The organism is Citrobacter sp. RHB35-C17, from assembly GCF_013816795.1.
Lineage (GTDB): Bacteria > Pseudomonadota > Gammaproteobacteria > Enterobacterales > Enterobacteriaceae > Citrobacter_A > Citrobacter_A amalonaticus.
In genome coordinates, this window is sequence record NZ_CP057151.1 from 63652 (window position 1) to 82437 (window position 18786).

Below are 18786 nucleotides of genomic sequence, written 5' to 3' on the forward strand. Positions count from 1 at the left end.
GTATGAAAATAAGAAATTATCTTTTCGTAAATTATATAATAACCGCTCTTGCCGTTGTTCTTTCTTTGCTACATGTTGGGGATAAATCCTCTATGCTGATGTGGATCGGTTTTCCTCAATGGTTTGCTCTCATTTTGATTCTTGGGTATTTTCATGCGAGAAATGTGCTTAAAGCTGCGGGGCATTCAGGAGATTTAAAGGATAGTGTTAGCGTTAGGTTTGCCCAGATTACTTTAGCTGCGTGGTTCTTTGTTTCAATCGCGCTTTCCTATGGTGTGTTCATTTCGGTGGGGGCATCTGTTTTTGACCAGCTATTTATAACGGTTTGTATCTTATCTAACGTAATGGCTTTATGTATAGTGGGGATTCTTATCTATATACTTTATCCATTGCAGGTTAAATTCAATGCCGGTGTTTATAAGAAACTAATCGACTAACACTCTTCTTATTTCTTCCCAAGCCGCCTTAACTGGCGGCTTTTCTGTGCGAGTAAATCACAATGAAAGCCCTGTTAAACGCCTTGCTTTTGCTCATGGCGTTAGGCAGCTGCGGTGCTGCAAACGCCTTTTGTTTCCGGGAGGCCGCCGATAAGTATGGCGTACCGGTCGCCCTGGTTGTTGCTATCTCTAATCATGAATCATCTTTAAACCCCAGAGCCACTAATGTGCAGAGTTACGGAACTGATTACGGGCTTATGCAAATAAACAGTAATCATATTCCGAAACTTATTAAAATGGGGGTGATAAAGAGTGCGGAGGATCTTTTTAAACCTTGTCTCAATGTGCAAATAGGAACGTGGATATTAGCCACCCATCTGGCTAAGTGTGGTTACACATGGGAATGTATCGGAAGTTATAATGCAGGATTCAGAAAAACAAAGAGGCAGGAAGAACGACGGAAACAGTATGCCGGATATATCAAAGGACAATATAAACGTATGGGGATCGAACTATGAGTTTCAAAACAGGTGACATAACACGCGGAGGGCAACTGGCATTATTGCGCTTTCGTATGTTTATGCAAATCAATAATGTGTTGTTCTATTATGTTGTTATTGGCTGGTTGTTAATTGTCTCATGTGTAATTTATTTACGTCTCAATACGGAGGTTTTTTATAACGGTGTACATTTCTGGTGGGCGCAGTCGCTTATTCCGTTTACCGAAATTATGAAATCGCCGCCCACTTTCGAATTATGGTACAAGGGCAAAACTTACATCTTTACATGGGAGCAGATGCTTACCGACCCTTACGCAGTATGGTGCGGGTTAAAATTACGCGATGAGGTCGTTACCTGTTTACTTGTTTCATCTGTTTTAGTGGCGGCTTTCTACGGCGTGGTTTTTTTCGTGCTTGCACGTATTGGCCGTGGACAAAGCGGGGATGAAATCATCGCGGGGCGCACCTTCGAGCCGGTCAAAACCGTCGCCCGGATGTTACGCCAGCGCGGGGAGGCGTCGGATATGGTTATCGACAAATTGCCGCTCAAGAAAGATGCCGAGATTCAGAACTTTGCGATGCATGGCACCGTTGGTACAGGTAAAAGTACCCTGATCCGCAAAAAACTGCTGCACCTTAAACGTAAAGGTGCGCCGGTGATCCTCTACGACAAGGGTTGTACGTTTGTGGAGGAGTTTTACGACCCGGAGCGCGGTGACATTCTTCTCAATCCTCACGATAAGCGTTGTCCTCATTGGGATATGTGGGGGGAGTGTCAGAATCTCCCGGATTTTGAGTCTATGACTGAAACACTCATACCTATGGGGAATACTGCCGATCCGTTCTGGCAGGGTTCGGCACGTACCATCTTTGCTGAGGGTGCGGAACGGATGCGCAATGATAAAGACCGGAGCTACAACAAATTTTTGCGCACGTTACTCAGTGTCGGGCTGGACAAGTTACGCGCCTACCTTGATGGCACACCGGCGGCCACGCTGGTAGATGGCAGTATAGAAAAAACGGCAATTTCAATCCGAAGCGTACTGACCAACTATGTGAAATCGATGCGTTATCTACAGGGAACGGACGATCCCGACAAGCCCCGGTTTACTATCCGGGAATGGATGAAAGAAAACGCCGATAAGCCACGCCCCGCGTGGCTTTTTATTACGTCGAATGAACGCTATCACGAATCGTTAAAACCGCTTATCTCGATGTGGCTGGGGATCGCTTCCACAAATCTGCTTTCACTGGAGCCAAGTCGCCGCCGCCGAATCTGGTTTGTTTACGATGAAATACCGTCTTTGCATAAGTTGCCAAGCCTCCCGCGAGTGCTGGCCGAGGGGCGAAAATTCGGGGGATGTTTTGTCCTGGGATTCCAGTCTTTCGCACAAATGGAGGAGGCTTACGGCCATGACTTTGCAAAAGCTATCTATGACCTGCTCAACACAAAATACTTCTTCCGAAGCCCCAGCGCAGAAGTGGCAAAGCACGTTGCCACCGATTTGGGGGAAGTGGTGCGTAAGCGGTTCAGTGAACAAACGTCATTTGGTAGCGAACAGGTAAGGGACGGGATCAGCTATGGCAAGGACGAAGAACGCGTACTGATAAAGAGCTATTCAGATGTGCAGAAGCTCAACGACCTGGAGTGTTTTGTCACGCTGCCCGGAGACTATCCGATCACCAAACTTAAGCTGAAATTCACCAGGCTCCCTGTCGTGGCCGAGGCGCTGATTGAGCGTGACATTATTACTGCCCTTGACCCGCAGATTGAAATGAGTCTGGTGTCCATCGAAAGCGAAGAACGCAAGGCTGTGCAGGGACTTTTTGAAAGTGATCCCAAACCGGCACAGGAATCACCACTGCGCGAGAAGGCCGCAGCTGTATTTAGTGATAAGGCAGAAGCTACAGCCTCTCAGGGTCTCCCGGATGAACAGAAACAGAAGCGCCCCCGTAAGACGCGCCAGAAGAAAACACACCTGGTGGCTGTTGAAGGGCTTAAGGACGGTGAGCAGCTTGATACCCGAACCGGCGAGATAGTCAAAGTCGCCCCCGCATCCGGGGTAGATCTCGATATTGGTGAGGTCGGTAATGTGAAACCCAGAACCAGTGCTGGCGTGGACGAAGCCGCAGCCGTGCAACGCAATAACCCACCTCCGACAGATGAGGACGACGACAGCACTGATGCTGCGGCCGTCGCCGGTGGTGGACGACAAAATGAAATACCCATTACTCAGGCTCCCGTTACGTTGTCACCTGAAAATGAGAGAAACGTCGCTGATGATTATGGCGACTATGAGCAATACCTCTCTGAAACCCGCCAGCGTATTGAGCAGGAAGAACGCAACTTTATTCCCACCCACGGAAACGAACCGGAGATGTAATCCATGTTGTCGCTAAGCACAATTAGCGGTGATGCGGGATATTACAGCGGCGCGGAAAACTACGAAATCATTCACGATGATAAAGGCCAGTGGTTAGGTGATGGCGCGGAGCGTCTTAACCTCACTGGCGCGATTAACCCCGCAGAGCTGGATAATATTCTGAAAGGCCATTTACCTGATGGCACCCGCATAACCCGACAAAAAGATGGTGCGGAATCTAACCGCCCAGGTCTCGATCTTACCTTTGGTGCACCAAAGAGCCTCTCAATCCTTGCCCTTATGGGCGGGGATAAACGCCTGATTGCTGCGTTTAAAGAGTCTGTTACCGAAACGCTGGCACAGGTGGAAAAATCCGTCAACTGCAGGGTGACAGAGCAGGGGGATACGCGCATAAAAGAAACCGGCAACGGTATTTTTGCCATGTTCACGCATGACACTAACCGGAACGGAGAAATGCACCTTCACTCACACGCATTGCTTCTCAATGCCACGCACGATGGCGAGAAGTGGCGGGCGCTGGGGAGTGACCTGCACAACCGTAACGGTATCCGGGAACAACTGTATGACCTGCAGATTGCTTATGGCCAGATGCAGCGTGAAATACTGCGCCCGAAAATTGAGGCGCTGGGATACACGACCGTTAACAGCGGAAAACATGGCATGTTTGAGCTGGCCGAAGTCCCGCGAGACGTGATCGAAATGTATTCCACGCGCACGGCCGAAATTAACGAGGCGGTTGGGCGGGATGCCAGCGCAAAATCACGCGAGATCGCCGCGCTGGATACCCGCGAGAAAAAAGAATTTGTGGATGGTCAGACGCGCCTCGCTGAATGGCAGGAAAAGTTGTCCGGTCACACGTTTGACCCTGTTCAGACCGTTGATAAAGCGATGATGGTCAGCACTACCGGTCATGTGTTAGACGATCCCGAACACGCACCCGACCGCAGTAAACCACAAATCAGCGTGGAGGAACGACTTGCTGAGATTCAGGAGGCGATCACCAAAACCGTGGCCGCGCTTTCCGATCGTGCGGTGCAGTTCTCTCATGCGCAGGTGATGAGCCATGCGGCAAAGCTGTTACCGGCCGCACCCGACACCCTTGAGTTGTTACGCGGGGGGATAAATCACGCCATCGATGCTGGCCAGCTTATTCCGATGGACAAAGAGAAAGGGCTTTTCACCTCTCATATTCATTTGCTCGATGAGCTGAGCGTTAAGCAGCTGGCCGGTGAGCATATGAGTACGGGAAAGGTTGCAATAAGCCAGGGTGAAAGCACCCCGGAGCATACCGGCGTTTATGCGCAGCTGGCGAACGACCGCAACCCAGTCGCCATTGTGGAAGGAAGGGGGGGCGCAGCCGTTCAGGGGGAGCGTGTATCGCAGCTGGCAGAAATGGTCAGTTCACAGGGGCGTTCGCCCCTGATTATTTCCCCGACCGCTAAGGCCAAAACGTATCTTCAGAAGGACGCCGGTATTACCGCACCTGTTGCGCAGCGTACAGCATTAACAGGCGATATGGCACTTAATGGCCTTTCCACCGTCATTGTGCAGCAAGCTGAAACGCTGGGGCTTAAACAGTCGCTTTTGCTTCTTGAACAGGCAAACGCCACCGGCGCACAGGTGATTTTCATGGACAGCGGCCAGAGCAAAGGCACGGGCTACGCGCTGGGTGTTCTGGAAGCCGAAGGGGTTAAGCGACATCAGTTTAATGACGCGCCGCGCCCGACCGTGGAAATCGAAACAGCCACCGACAAAAACGAGCGCTATCACCAGATTGCAACGGCATACCTGGACAGCATCGCCAGTGGTGAAAATACCCGCGTACAGGTTACTGGTGAGAAAGAACAGTCACAACTGACTGGCTTGATCCGTGAACAAATGCGGCATCGTGGCCAGCTCACCGGTGACACGTACAAAATTGAAACCCTTACGCCGGTGTTCCTGAACAGACACAACCGGCAGAGCCGTGAGACCTATCGTGCCGGAATGGTGATGGAGCGCTTTAACCAGGAAGAAAAGCGTATGGAGCGCTACACCATTGATCGTGTCGGGGAGGAGAATAATACCCTGCGACTGGTGGATGCAGACGGCAACAAACAGCCGCTCAGATTGCGTGACGTGGGCGAACAATGGAACCTGTTTAAGCCGGGTTCTGTTGAGGTGGCCACCGGCGACACGCTGAGGATTTTAGGGCGTGAGGCGCGAGGCCAGCTTAAGGCCGGTGAAACCGTCACAGTCACCGGCACTGACAAGAACGGCAGGTTGCAGCTCTCACACACAGGCAACCTGGACGCTGAAAAAGCCAGCCGTAAGCCAGTGGCCGTTGATTTCGCGCAGCCGCTCAAACTGACTCATGGTTATGTGGAGTCGCTGGGGGCAAGTGTGCAGGATAACGCCAGGGTGTTAGCGGCCATTACCACGCGCGAACTGAGGGAGGAAACCATTAACCGGGTGGCCGCAAGCGGCAACCGGATCACGTTGTTTTCAGCCGTGGATAAGCAACGCGCCGCCACCCGCCTGGAGAAAATGACCGGCGTCAAACTGGTATCCGAGCAGTTGCAGAATGCAACCGGCATCGAGGGCGCGGGAGCGGCCAGCACCAGTGCCAGAGAAAACGCCATGACTGACGCGCAAAAGGCCGTAAATATTGCGCTCAGTGAAGTGCAGAATCACAAAGTTGCGTTTCAGACGGCGGAGATCCTCACCACGGCAATCAAAGTTAACCCTCATGTTCCCCCTGCGGCGCTACACAATGAGGTCAGACGCCAGCTCAATGACGGCGATCTCATCCCCGTAGAGGGTAAAGGTGGCTTAGTGGTTCCCCGCGTCATGTACGAAATGGAAAAGAGCATTCTGCGTGATATTGCAGAGGGGAAAAACGCTGTATCACCCCTTATGGCCAGCGTGCCACCAACGGTACTGGAAGGGTTAACGGAAGGGCAGAAGTCAGCCACGCGGCTTATTCTGGAGAGTACAGACCGCTTTACCGGTGTTCAGGGGTATGCGGGGGTAGGGAAAACAACGCAGTTTCGCGCCGTTGCTTCGGCCATCAGTATGATCCCCGAAGCACAGCGCCCTGAAATTATCGGGCTTGCGCCAACACACCGCGCCGTGGGTGAAATGCAGAACGCAGGTGTTAAAGCACAAACACTTGACTCGTTTTTATTCGAGCACGCCACGCAACTGCAGAACGGCGAAACGCCAGACTACAGTAATAAAATTTTCCTGGTCGATGAGGCATCAATGACGGGAAACAAAAAACTGAGTGAAACGTACTCCATGATCAAAACGGCCGGTGGCCGCGCTATCACCAGTGGCGATGATGCGCAGCTGAAAGCTATTGATACCGGGCAACCGTTCAGGCTTGCACAGCAGCGCTCAGCGATGGATTTTGCCATCATGAATGAAATTGTGCGCCAGAAACCGGAACTCAGGGAGGCTGTTTACGCGATGATCGAGGGTAATGCCAGAGCAGCGCTTTCGAAAATTGAGCAACATTTACCTGATTACGTTCCACGCCATGCTGACGCGTATATCCCGCAAAGCTCAGTCATGGAAATTAGCCCGAAAAACGACGACGAAGTTAAAGCATTAACCGAAGCCGGTAAGCCAGTAAATGTGGTTGAAGCCATTGCGCGTGATTATTCCGGCCGCACGGAAAACGCCAGGGATAACACGCTGATTGTGGCACACATCAATGATGACCGGCGCGCCATTAACAGGGCGATACATGAGCAGCTGTTAAAGAGGGCCGAAATCAGGAATCCCGCGATGGTGCAGTTTTTTGAACCGGTGCGCGTCACCGATTCAGATGCGCGAACGCTTAACGCATGGACTGAAAATATCGGCAATGTGGCCGTGTTAAACCGCGATTACTGGACGATCACCGGCACTGACCAAAAAGCCGGTGTCGCTATGCTGAAAAATGCAGACGGAAAAGAACTGCTTATCTCTCCGTTTGATAACTCCACGCAACAGCCGCAGTTTTACCATTCACGCCTGGTACAGATTGCAGAAGGTGATCGGCTGCGTTTCAATCGTACTGACACCGAACGTGGTTACATCAATAACACGCTCATGAACGTGGAGAAGATTGACGGTCAGCGCCTCACTTTGCGTGATATTGAAAGCGGCAGTCTGCGCACCGTTGACCTCTCTCAGAATGAAGAAAAGCATCTCGACTTGGGCTACGCCGTCACCGCATACGGCGCACAGGGTGCCAGTGAGCGCTTTGTTATCACACTGGAAGGGGTAAGCGGCAGCCGTAAGGCTATGGCTTCACCTGATGCGGCTTATGTGTCGCTTTCCCGCCATAAGGAGCATGTGCAGGTTTACACGGACAATCGCGAGGGGTGGCTGAAAGCGCTGGATGAGCACAAAGACGCGGAAACTGCGCATGACGTCTTACATGCAGCTGATGATCGCATGAGCCGCCGTGCTGACGCGATTCTCTCGATATCGCGGCCGCTTAACAGTGTGGCACATGGACGTAATATTCTTTTCCGGCTTGAGCAGGATGCAGATAAAACGCTGGGGCGGTTTGTACCCGGCACATCGCGCCATCCGTCTGCATCGCTGGCATTTCCGGCATGGAATGAATATGGCCACAAAACGGGCGTCCTTATGATGCAACTGAGCAAGAACGGCCACAGTACCGAGACACTGGAAATTGTGGGCGCAAGCGATGCGCGGTTTGTGGGGATTCAGCAAAGCAGTAACGGTAATGTGATGATGGCTGACAGTCTGCCTGATGCGTTCCGTATGGCCACCGCTAACCCGGATACCGGCGTTATGTTGCGTTTCAGCGGCGACGGCGTTCCGCATAACCCCGGAAAAATCACAGGGGGCGGCCAGCTGGTCACGCCGGTTCTCCCGGAGCTGTCAGAAGCTGCATTAAAGGAAACGCAAAAAACACCGGCAGAGCTGCTTAAAGAAGCCTCTCAGCAGAGCAAGGATGAACAGAAGCCGGATCTTGTCGTGCCGGTTGATTCATTACCGGAAGCCATCAAACGGATCGGGGAGAAAACTGAAACGGAGCAGGATAAAACTGCAAATCTGGCGCAAAAAGCACTCGATATTTATAAAGGCAGTGAATCTGTTAATCATTCAGTTTCACATAATGAAATTGCAGAGATTAAGAAGCCCGATCACCTCCGTAATATCGAGCGTGATATTACAAAATCTTTTGAGGATTAACGCCTGGTGACTCCAGGAAGGTTATTTGAGGCCATCTGCAAAGCTGGCTGACGCCTCCGCATGGCGTCGTTGTCCAACCCCGGCAATCGGGGAAAAGCGAGTATCCCCCGATTCCGGCGTTTCCGTTTTAATCACATCTTTCTGCGAACTGCCCGTTTAACTAACAGGAATTTGAGTATGACAGAAGAGCCCAGTCTTACGTACAGCAGCCGAACGCCAAAATTTCTGTGACACATAAAATTTGGCGGTTCCGGCGTAGAACTCCTTGACAGGAAAAACAAGGCGGCGTAACTTTTGCACTGTATATATACACAGTATTTTTATATACAGTTATTTTTAACTTATTGTTTAAACAGTCAAAGAGGGAATTAATATGAGTGGTGGAGATGGAAAAGGCCACAACAGTGGGGCGCATTCAACAGGTGGGGTGAACGGCACGGCAGGTAAAGGAGGCCCTTCTTCCGGTGGTGGTGTGGATGCTTCAGATCATTCAGGATGGAGTTCAGAGAATAACCCGTGGGGTGGGGGTAATTCCGGTGGCGGTGTTCACTGGGGCGGAGGTTCTGGTAACGGGAATGGTGGCGGTCAGGGCGGAAATTCTGGTAACGGTAAGTCATCAGGAATGGCTTTAGCATTCGGTGTTCCGGCTGTGTTAGGGCCAACGGCAGGTGAAATGGGTTTTGCTCTTTCCGGTGAAGCCGTTTCCGCCGCGATGACTGAAGCCTTTGGCTTGTTGAAGGGGCCGTTTAAATTTGGTCTGTGGGGAGTGGCGCTTTACGGGATTCTGCCTAGTGAAATAGCAAAAGATGACCCGAAAATGATGTCAAAAATTGTGACATCATTACCGGCAGATACGGTGACGGAGACTCCTGCAAGCACTTTACCACTGGACCAGGCGACGGTTCGTGTCAAACAGCGGGTTGTCGATGTGGTGAAGGAAGAACGGCAGTATATTGCCGTTGTGGCGGGCCAGCCGATGAGTGTGCCGGTGGTGGATGCCAGATCGACAAAACGCCCCGGTATTTACAGTGCATCCGTTCCGGGTCTTCCTGATCTGGATGTAAGTGTGACTAAAGGCGTTCCTGTCGCGAAGACTCAGCCAAAAGCGCTTACTCCGGAAAAAAGTGCTTCACGTCCGGCCGGTTTTACTGCGGGTGGCAATACCCATGAGGCTGTTATCCGATTCCCGAAAGAGAGCGGACAGAAGCCGGTTTATGTGTCGGTGACAGATGTTCTTACTCCGGCACAGGTAAAACAGCGTCAGGAAGAAGAAAAACGTCGTCAGCAGGCATGGGATGCCGCTCATCCGGTGGAAGTGGCTGAACGGGAACTGGATGCTGCAAACAAGGAATTATCAGCAGCTCAGGCAAAATATAACCAGGCTGATAAACGTCATCAGGCAGCGGTGGCAGGATTTAAACCTTTTTCTTCAGTCAATTACGCAAAAGAAAAAGGTGAACTGGCGACGTTGGAAGCGAAAATGACGGAGCTGAATAAAGCTAAAGCCGATGCCATTAATAGTGGTGGTACTGATCCCAGGAATAACGGGTATGGCCGCTTAATGTGGGCGCTGCAGCAAATAAAGGTGGTTAAGCCACAATGGGACGCAAAAAAGACGATCGTTACTGGCTATGATAAAGCGAAAAAAGAGCTGGATAGCAGTACTGTTGTGTTGAATGCGGCACTGGAGAGTCGTAAGCAGAAGGAAAAAAAGAAAAAAGATGCTGAAAATAAATTAAAGGAAGAAAAAAACAAACCCCGTAAGGGTGTTAAAGATTACGGACATGATTATCATCCTGCCCCCAAAACAGAAGAAATAAAAGGACTAGGTGAATTAAAAAGGGGGCCGAAAAAAACACCTAAACAAGGTGGAGGCGGACTGCGTGATCGCTGGATTGGGGACAAAGGTCGTAAGATTTACGAGTGGGACTCCCAGCATGGTGAACTGGAGGGCTATCGTGCCAGTGACGGCGAGCATCTTGGTGCATTCGATCCGAAGACAGGTAAGCAGGTAAAAGGTCCGGATCCGAAAGGACGAAACATTAAAAAATATCTTTGAGAGGAAATTATGGGACTTAAGTTAAGGCTAGAATGGTTTGATCATAAAACCGAAGAATTTATCGGCGAAGAATATTCTAAAGACTTTGGTGATGATGGTTCTGTCATCGAAAGTCTGGGGCTGCCATTGAAAGATAATATCAATAATGGTGGTTTTAATGTTGAGAAACAATGGGTTTCATTATTGCAACCTTACTTTAAACATAAAATTAATCTTTCTGATGGTTCATATTTTGTTTCATTTGATTATCGGGACGGTAACTGGTAATCGAGAGTTATCAGGGATGATTTGATATACAGGTTTCCAGTGTTCAGGGATGAATGCTGGAGCCTCTAAATACAGGGAGTTGTATGAAAAAGGTAAAGGTTATTTTTCTTGTTGTATTGATAGCTGTTAGCTTTCTTCTGGCTGCATGTCAGGCGAACTACATCCGGGATGTTCAGGGAGGAACGGTGGCACCATCTTCTACCTCTGAATTGACAGGAATCGCGGTTCAGTAGAAAAGATCAAAGGATCTTCTTGAGGTCCTTTTGAGCATCAATCTGATTGTTCTGACGGGTTAAACTTCAATGTTTTTCTAAATGTCGTATTTTGCAGATTCGCACCCATTGGTTCCAACTCCTCAGTGAAGTATTCCTTAATCCATTCAGAGGAAGATCGTCGGACGCCTTCCCCGAAGGGGTTTAAGGCGGCGGGATACGCGATTTCAACCACGTATCAGGATATCAGGAAGGCCGTGATGATCCAGTTTCATATTTCACTGCACAGTGACTAACAGGACAATGGAACCGTCAAAATTTTGGCGGTTCCGGCGAAGAACCCCTAATTACGGTGAGCCGTGCGCCAACGCGGTTCATACGTCCGCTTAAAGTTAAGTCGCTGATTTCAGGAATCTGTAGTATTCTCTGCAAAATGATCCTTTTTAGATCCTTGAGGAGGCAGAGATGTCTAATGTCGTAAATCCAGCTACTTCCTCATCAGAATCCAAGCGGTCTTACCAGAAAGGAAGACCGATGACCGCAAGTGAAAGACAACTGGCGGCCATCGCCCGTAAGCGAAAAACACATAAAGAAGTGAAGGTTTTTGTTCGTAATCCTCTGAAGGATTTGATGATTGAAGTTTGCGAAAAGAAAGGTATCACCCAAGCTCAGTTCATTGAGGATTTGCTTGAACGGGAATTAGTCAGCCAGGGGATGCTAGATGCAAAGACTTCACATTCATAAGTGTTGGTGCTAGATTAGCGATCGTTTGATAAAGCATTTTTGGCTGGCCACGCCGTAAGGTGGCAGGGAACTGGTTCTGATGAGGTGTCTACCCGGAGCCAGAAAAGACAAAACCCCGATAATCTTTCCATTCTTGGCGGAGTAGAAGATTAACGGGGCTTACCTAAACTGTATAGAAGCTGTTGCTCTATGCAGGGAGTATAGTTTTATGCTCAGAAAAGTTCAATACCTGTTTCTGCGCCATTTGCTCCTTCCGTGCAACATAAGTGCGGGAAGGTGTGACTGACGTTCAGACTACGTTTTCACATTACCTACAGGTCAAAAATCCTAATCCTCAGTTCATCGAACCAGAGGACAAGGGAACTATTCCCTTCTGCCGGAAGATGATGGAAAAAGCCTGGGGATTCTCTGACCGCTTTGAATTTCTTGTTCACGTTGCATTTTCCCGTTCTCTGGGGAAGCGTCGGCGTAAACCCCCTGTTCTGCGCTGTCGGGCGATTGATGCCCTGATGCAGGGAATGTGTTTTCACTATGATCCACTGGCGGGTAATTTCGGCCGGGTTCAATGCTCGATAACCACTCTTGCGATAGAGTGCGGGCTGGCAACGGAACCCAAAAAGAAAGTGAAACCGGGAGAGAAACCGAAGCCCGGAGCGATGGCCATAACCAGAGCTACCCGCGCCCTGCGTTCCCTTGCCGATGATTTTGGGCTGATTATCTACGATACGGAGTTCGATCCTGAAATAGGGTGCAATGTTCCGTCAAATATCCAGTTCACCCCCGCGCTGTTTGAGGCTATCGGCGTATCAATAGAGTCACTGGAGGCAATCAGGAAGAGCCGTGCTGAATGGCAGAATAAACAGCGTGAGAAAAAAGGTCTGTCACGCCTCTCCCTAGAAGAACTGGCATTAAATGCATTTAATTATGTGCGCAGCAAATTCCGGGATATTCACCGTGAGCGCCGTCTGCACGGAATCAAACGCGCCAGGGCTGTACGTGATGCTGAACGCAGCCGTAATGAAATCAGGGCACTGGTGAAGCGTGAGCTAACCAAAGAAATCGCTATGGGACGTTTCCCGGCCGATATGACACTGGCCAGTCGAGAGGTGGAGCGACGGACGTCCGAACGAACAATCATGTCCAGGGGCAATCATACACGTCTTTCCCCAGCCCCCGCCTGATAACCCTCCATGCATCCGGTTGACGCCGGAGGCTTCCGCACGTCTGTAGATAATCGTTGTTCATAATTCCATCATCCTGCGGCGACAGCTGCCGATCGTGCAGTGGCCACTTCCTGAAAATTCTCCTGCCAGCAGCCAAAAACCATGCACGGACGGCCATTTTTGGTGCCAAAAAATGTTATTAACATATAACTGCAAGGGATTTGCTCTGATAACTGTCTGTCGAGGGCGTTAGTAAGTGCTGATCGACAAAGTTTCAGACTGCTACAGTTCTTTTAAACCCCTGCTCCGTACTTTCATTTAAAGATCTAATTATTAATTCCATTAAATAAATAACCTATTCATCACCTGCCTGTGGACAGGTTCAGAGAATGACCGCCCTCGCAGCGAGCTACGCTCGCGCCGGTTCGGAAAAAGCAAATGTCCCTCCCGTCGCTTTGCGACGGGCATGTCAGTAACCACTCAAGATATAGTTACAACATCCAAAATGATTCCCACATGAACGCCAGATCGTGCTCATCTTTAGCCCTCTGCTCCATTCCACCATGAAAAGCGCCGCCGCCCCCGGCCAACGGCCGGGGAACAACATCGCTTTAAATGATGGATGTTGTAACTATATTTGGCGTCGCTGCCAGTAACATTGCGGCAGGTTCCTCAGAACAGCCCCCGGGCACCGGCTATGCCGGCACCACGGCTCCGGAAATCACGCCCTGTACGTCGCAAGCACCGTACAGCCCGCTCACCGGAGTTAAAAGGGCTTAATGAAATCAAATCATGGCTATAAGCGGATTATGGCTTAGCAGGGCGAAGAGATGGATTGGTGGAAACTATCAAACCTGTAACCGGCTGCGCCGGGCTACGGCGCCATTAACCACTGTGCTCTGGTCAACTTCTGAGGGCGCCTCTATGCGCCTTCGGCGCATTCCCGGAATGCCTGCGCGCTGCTCGGCATTCTTAACCCAGATATTTAAGCTGCGTTTCCGGCTTCGCCGGGTCACGGCGCCATTTACCAACAAGTACCATATTCAGTATCTACTGGCGCCTCCATGCCGCTTCGCGGCATTCAGAGGGCTGGCTGCGCGCAGCTCACCAGCCAGGTTATTTACGATCCGGAGTGATCTACATAAGGAGAACAGTTAAAGTACTCTCAGTATTTGCTGATGTGGCAGGTTAGGGGTCTGACGCTCAGTGGAACGAAAACTCACGTTAAGCAATGTTTTCTTCCTCTGACGCCTCTTTTAATGGTCGCCGATGCCCTTTGATCACCAGTACTGCCAGTGTGAAGGAATAATGGCCGAGCATAATGATATGCCCGTGGCACAGCAATATCCTCATCATTCAGCGTTTCGTCCTGACTCCGAAGATGGGCAAAAGCTGCCTGTATATAAATCGTGTTCCACTCCGGGAATGGAGTATTATTGACTGTGCCTCATAGAGTTATCGCAGCCTGGCGGTAACGAATTACTTCAGGGAAAGAGCGAACATGTCCATAACCATCAGCGTCCTGCTGGAAAACCGACTTAAGCCCGGATCTAAAAATTTGCTGCGTGCTAAAGCCGGACTTAGTCTGTTGATCCAGGATGAAAATGATTCAATTCTGTTTGATACCGGCCCTGATGATAGCTTCATGCATAATGCAGGTTTAATGGGAGTCGATTTGACAAACCTTACCGCAGCTGTACTTTCCCACGGTCACTATGACCATTGTGGCGGTGTTCCGTGGATACCTGACACATGTCGGATAATATGCCATCCAATGGTGGCGAATGAGCGCTACTCGGCAGTAAGGTTTCCAGGCTATACCGCCAGAATAAAAAAATTGTCTATACATAATAATTTTTCACGTTTTCGCATGGAGTACAGCAGTACCCCACTACATATCGGGGAACGTTTTATGTGGTCAGGAGAGATCCCTGTAGCCAAACCGCGTGCTTACGGTGTAATCGGTCATAAGAATACGAAAGCGGATTATGTAAAAGATGAGGGGGTTTTAATTTATAAATCCGACTTTGGGCTGATCATTTTTATCGGCTGTGGTCATCGTGGGTTGATTGATATCGTACGTCACTGCCAGAATATAACCGGGGTAAATCATATTCATGCCATTTTCGGTGGTTTTCATCTGCGCTGTGCATCACCCCTAAGGCTCTGGAAGGTAAGACAGTTTCTACACCTTCACAAACCAGATAAAATATGGACTGACCCCACCCCGGTAGACAAATCCTGTCCTCACGACGAGGCCTGTTCAAAGGCCTCCGGACTGACACCGCCGAGGTGGCTGTGACGCCGGGCCCGGTTGTAGAAGACTTCAATGTAATCGAAGATATCGGCCCGGGCCAGATCCCGGGTTTTATAGATACGTTTTCTGATCCGTTCTTTTTTCAGCGAACTGAAGAACGATTCGACCACCGCATTATCCCAGCAGTTGCCACGCCGGCTCATGCTCGGTGCCAGGTTATTGGCCCGGCAGAAGCGCTGCCAGTCGTCACTGCCGTACTGGCTGCCCTGATCGCTATGTACGATAACCTCGCCGTCCGGTTTTCGACGCCACACGGCCATCATCAGAGCGTCCAGCGCGAGTTCGCGAGAGAGAGTGGGCTTCATCGACCAGCCAACCACGTTACGGGCGAAGAGATCGATAACCACCGCCAGATACAGCCAGCCCTGCCAGGTGCGGACATAAGTAATATCGGTGACCCAGACCTGATTGGCCCGGACAACGGTAAACTGCCGCTGCACACGATTAGGCGCAACCACTGAAGGTCGGCCAGCGATACGACGCGGAGCTTTATAGCCGCGCACGGCTTTAATCCGGTTCAGTTGCATAATACGGCCCACCCGGTTTTTGCCGCAGGTTTCACCGATCTCATTCAGATCGCCATGAACCCGACGATAGCCATAGACGCCACCGCTCAGGGAATATGAATCGCGGATGAGCGTCAGCAGACGCTGGTTATCTTTATCCCGCGCAGAGACCGGATTATGCAGCCACGCATAAAATCCGGCCCGGGCAACGCACAACACCCGACACATCGTCATGACACCCCATACAGTGCGGTGCTCATTGATAAAGCGGTACTTCAGTCGGGCTCCCTTGCAAAGTACCGCGCGGCCTTTTTCAGAATATCCCGTTCTTCCTCAGTGCGCTTCAGCTGTGCCCTGAGCTTCAGGATCTCGCTTTTAGCTTCCAGTAAATCCCGGGCATACTGTTCGCTGTTATCAGGCTTGATAGCCCGTAGCCACTTGTAGAGGCTGTGCGCAGAAACGCCCAGACGGTCGGATACTTCAGCAACAGAATAACCGCGCTCCGTTATCTGACGGACGGCTTCTTCCTTAAATTCAGGTGTAAATCGTGGTGTGCCCATACGCTCCTCCTATACTCAAACTATAGGGCAGGATCGTCTACCGGGGTGGGGTCAGTCCAATAATGGGTTGTCATTGTACTGGTAAATGGGGCCGCTTGTGGTTGCCGGAAGCAGTCTCTCCGGTAACAGGTGATGTTTATGTTCTTGGGTAGGGGTTAAATAAACAGAGTTCGCTTTGCCACGGGCATATCAATATGCTCGGCCATTATTCCTTCACACTGGCAGTACTGGTGATCAAAGGGCATCGGCGACCATTAAAAGAGGCGTCAGAGGAAGAAAACATTGCTTAACGTGAGTTTTCGTTCCACTGAGCGTCAGACCCCGGTTACTGGAGGAGGCAATGACCAAAAAGGATATTTACCCAGTAAGGTTTGTGGGTCTACGTGGTAGCACAGACTGCGATGCAACTTTCAGAACCGAGAACAGCGAGCGGTGGCAGCGCTGGCTCAGATATGCCCGCGCCAATAAAGCCACAACAATAGTTACCTGTCTCTGCCTGCCGGCAGAGGATGAACCAGTCAGGCGTCGGATGAAGGTAAACCGCTCACAGCGTACAGACCAGTGCTGGCTTTCTTCCTACTCATATACCGGGCATGAGCATGCCCCGGATTGCCGATATTACTCTGTCTGGCCGGACGAACGGCAGGCAGCCATCTACACTGCTGATGTGCTGAAAATCGCGACCGATGGTTCTCTGGTCGTACGGTTGCCCATTGGCCTTCAAAAGAAGGAGCAGCAGAATAAAACATCAGCAGAACCCCCCGAAAAATCAGGAACCAGCAGCAGACGTCGGCGTCATCCTTCAATGCAGTTAGCTGGTCTTCTTCATCTTCTGTGGGAACGATCAGGAATCAATGTATGGCACCCGGCCTTTGATAAGAAAAAACGGACTCCGGGCTGGGTAAGCTGGAAACTTAGTGAAACAGCTGCCAGTATCCGGATTGGCAAGTACCCCCTGCAGGATTCACTGTTACTGATGTCTATGACGAGACAGCCGCAGGCTGAGAAAAACTGGCAACATATCCGTATGGCTGAAAAAAAATCCCGGCGGTTTATCCTGATATCCCAACTGGCTGTGTGGAGTGATGATGCGGAGGTGCGCCTGCAACATACACTACCGCTGGGACTGTTTGCTGGTTTCCCGGCATTACAGGTGCCGGAGGACGTCATGGTGCGTCTCTCCCGCAGTTATGCGCGCGAGCTTGCCGACTGGCGGCGAGGCGCAAAAGTTATTGTCATCTGCGAAGCCGAGCCGCCTGAAACGACCTTTACCCGCCAGGAGGGACGCAATATACCGCACAGCACCAGTAAAGTGATTGATGTTGCTCTGATGACGGTCAGCCCACGCTATATACCGCTCGATTCCGGTTACGAGGGGATGGTTGAGGAGCGTTTGTGGCAGGAGAAACGAGCTTTCATCAAACCGCTGCGTTATGACGGAGAGGCGGAAGTATTCCCGGATTTTGTATTAACAGATATGCCTGGTGTTGACGCGCTGCCAATGGAAGTTTTCGGTATGAAAACGCCCGGTTACCTGCAGCGTAAACAGGAAAAAATTAAGCATTACGACCAGGAATATGGACCGGGTAAATGGTGGCAGTGGGATGCGGCGGACTGTCCTGATGCACAGGACATTCCGTCTTTTCCAGCGCGTAAGTCTGAAATATCCGGCGTCAGTTAATATGACTGATTTACGCCGGAACATTTCATGATGGCATCTGGCTTATATCAGAAGATAACCTACCTTAATTCATGGTTTTTCAGGAATTTTCTAAAGTTTCTCCGGTACTCGCCGTTCTTCTCTACTGATGTGGAAGACCACATTTATTCCGGGTTAACAGGCAGGCCGGAAATAATGGGCTGCTCTGTCCGTAACGCCTGGAAATTCGGCAGCATAGCTCTGCGAATGAGGCGTTGAGTAATTGCTTCAGCAGCAGGTCTGTTCTGCACATCACTCAAGGAGAAAACTGTGAAAAAGACACTGGCGTCGTTATCCCTTCTGGCTTCAGTTGCACTGGCTTCTTTCCCGGCCCTGGCTGCAACTGGCTCATTTACCAAAACAAGCACAGCCCCCAATATTACTGTTTATTCAAACGGGAGTGCTTCAACAGCCCTGACCAATTTTATGGTCAATTCAACTGATTTCCCGTCAGGTGTACTGAGCAAAGCCAAGACACTGACGCTGGTAAGATATTCTCTTGCATCATATCCGGCGGCAATCACTGAAAATGTTCAGCTATGCTACTACCGCCCGTATACTGCATCCCCGGCAAAATGCATTTCTGTCACTCCAGGTTCATCTTCAACCACTACCGAATTTAACAGCTACACCTTTAACAATGGCGCACAGCTTCAGGTCCGCCGCGACGTAACCGGTGCACCGGGTCAGCTTCAGCCGTCGCGTCAGGAAAGCGTCACTATTGAATATAGCTACTGATAGT

14 protein-coding genes and 2 pseudogenes are annotated in these 18786 nt (G+C 50.5%); 14 read left to right on the forward strand and 2 right to left on the reverse strand.

From position 1 onward, the window contains the following. The first annotated feature begins 2 nt into the window (after nucleotides 1-2). The 10 genes from HVZ37_RS22860 to repA all read left to right on the forward strand — a co-directional run bounded on the left by HVZ37_RS22860 (nucleotide 3) and on the right by repA (nucleotide 12980). A complete protein-coding gene (locus HVZ37_RS22860) occupies nucleotides 3-437 on the forward strand; it encodes a hypothetical protein (RefSeq protein ID WP_181628514.1) in 435 nt (144 codons plus the stop codon). A gap of 62 nt (nucleotides 438-499) precedes the next feature. Then, the gene (locus HVZ37_RS22865) at nucleotides 500-955 is read left to right on the forward strand and encodes a lytic transglycosylase domain-containing protein (protein ID WP_181628515.1); all 456 of its coding nucleotides are present in this window, start codon (nucleotides 500-502) and stop codon (nucleotides 953-955) included. Then, complete coding sequence (gene traD, locus HVZ37_RS22870) at nucleotides 952-3321, forward strand: type IV conjugative transfer system coupling protein TraD (RefSeq protein ID WP_181628516.1); 2370 nt, start codon at nucleotides 952-954, stop codon at nucleotides 3319-3321. The genes HVZ37_RS22865 and traD overlap by 4 nt, the downstream gene beginning before the upstream one ends. 3 nt (nucleotides 3322-3324) lie before the next feature. After that, a complete protein-coding gene (gene traI / locus HVZ37_RS22875; protein ID WP_181628517.1) occupies nucleotides 3325-8517 on the forward strand; it encodes a conjugative transfer relaxase/helicase TraI in 5193 nt (1730 codons plus the stop codon). 373 nt (nucleotides 8518-8890) lie between these two features. Then, nucleotides 8891-10576: a colicin-like bacteriocin tRNase domain-containing protein gene (locus HVZ37_RS22880; protein ID WP_181628518.1), complete on the forward strand. Its 1686-nt coding sequence runs from the start codon at nucleotides 8891-8893 to the stop codon at nucleotides 10574-10576. 9 nt (nucleotides 10577-10585) lie between these two features. Next, nucleotides 10586-10843, forward strand: a complete 258-nt coding sequence (locus HVZ37_RS22885) for a colicin E3-like toxin immunity protein (protein WP_181628519.1) — start codon at nucleotides 10586-10588, stop codon at nucleotides 10841-10843. An 83-nt stretch (nucleotides 10844-10926) separates the two neighbouring features. Further along, nucleotides 10927-11076: a colicin release lysis protein gene (locus HVZ37_RS22890; protein WP_181628520.1), complete on the forward strand. Its 150-nt coding sequence runs from the start codon at nucleotides 10927-10929 to the stop codon at nucleotides 11074-11076. A 444-nt stretch (nucleotides 11077-11520) separates the two neighbouring features. Next, on the forward strand, nucleotides 11521-11799 hold the full coding sequence (locus HVZ37_RS22895; RefSeq protein WP_104869185.1) for a replication regulatory protein RepA: 279 nt from the start codon (nucleotides 11521-11523) through the stop codon (nucleotides 11797-11799). Between the two features lie 208 nt (nucleotides 11800-12007). Continuing rightward, entirely contained in the window at nucleotides 12008-12085 is a 78-nt protein-coding gene (tap, locus tag HVZ37_RS22900; RefSeq protein WP_181628565.1) for a RepA leader peptide Tap, read from the forward strand. Then, nucleotides 12066-12980, forward strand: a complete 915-nt coding sequence (repA, locus tag HVZ37_RS22905; protein WP_181628521.1) for a plasmid replication initiator RepA — start codon at nucleotides 12066-12068, stop codon at nucleotides 12978-12980. Before tap ends, repA begins: the two co-directional genes overlap by 20 nt. 1206 nt (nucleotides 12981-14186) lie before the next feature. Here repA and HVZ37_RS22910 read toward each other — a convergent pair. Further along, nucleotides 14187-14379, reverse strand: a pseudogene (locus HVZ37_RS22910) (hypothetical protein); the annotation flags it as partial. Nucleotides 14380-14463: 84 nt separating this feature from the next. On the opposite strand from HVZ37_RS22910, the gene HVZ37_RS22915 reads away from it, so the two are divergent. Beyond that, nucleotides 14464-15264: an MBL fold metallo-hydrolase gene (locus HVZ37_RS22915; RefSeq protein ID WP_181628522.1), complete on the forward strand. Its 801-nt coding sequence runs from the start codon at nucleotides 14464-14466 to the stop codon at nucleotides 15262-15264. Here HVZ37_RS22915 and HVZ37_RS22920 read toward each other — a convergent pair. Then, a protein-coding gene (locus tag HVZ37_RS22920; protein ID WP_220132978.1) for an IS3 family transposase occupies nucleotides 15210-16345 on the reverse strand; the annotation gives its coding sequence in 2 pieces (ribosomal slippage) (nucleotides 15210-16099 and nucleotides 16099-16345; 1137 coding nt in all). The genes HVZ37_RS22915 and HVZ37_RS22920 overlap by 55 nt on opposite strands. Before the next feature lie 59 nt (nucleotides 16346-16404). Here HVZ37_RS22920 and HVZ37_RS23210 point away from each other — a divergent pair. From HVZ37_RS23210 to HVZ37_RS22935, 3 genes and pseudogenes are all read left to right on the forward strand, one after another. Continuing rightward, nucleotides 16405-16497 (forward strand): annotated as a pseudogene (locus tag HVZ37_RS23210) (MBL fold metallo-hydrolase); the annotation flags it as partial. Between the two features lie 188 nt (nucleotides 16498-16685). Then, nucleotides 16686-18026 carry a DUF1173 family protein gene (locus HVZ37_RS22930; RefSeq protein WP_181628523.1) on the forward strand — a complete coding sequence of 447 codons (1341 nt, stop codon included), beginning with the start codon at nucleotides 16686-16688 and terminating at the stop codon, nucleotides 18024-18026. A 288-nt stretch (nucleotides 18027-18314) separates the two neighbouring features. Further along, nucleotides 18315-18782 carry a hypothetical protein gene (locus tag HVZ37_RS22935; RefSeq protein ID WP_181628524.1) on the forward strand — a complete coding sequence of 156 codons (468 nt, stop codon included), beginning with the start codon at nucleotides 18315-18317 and terminating at the stop codon, nucleotides 18780-18782. Nucleotides 18783-18786 lie beyond the last annotated feature (4 nt).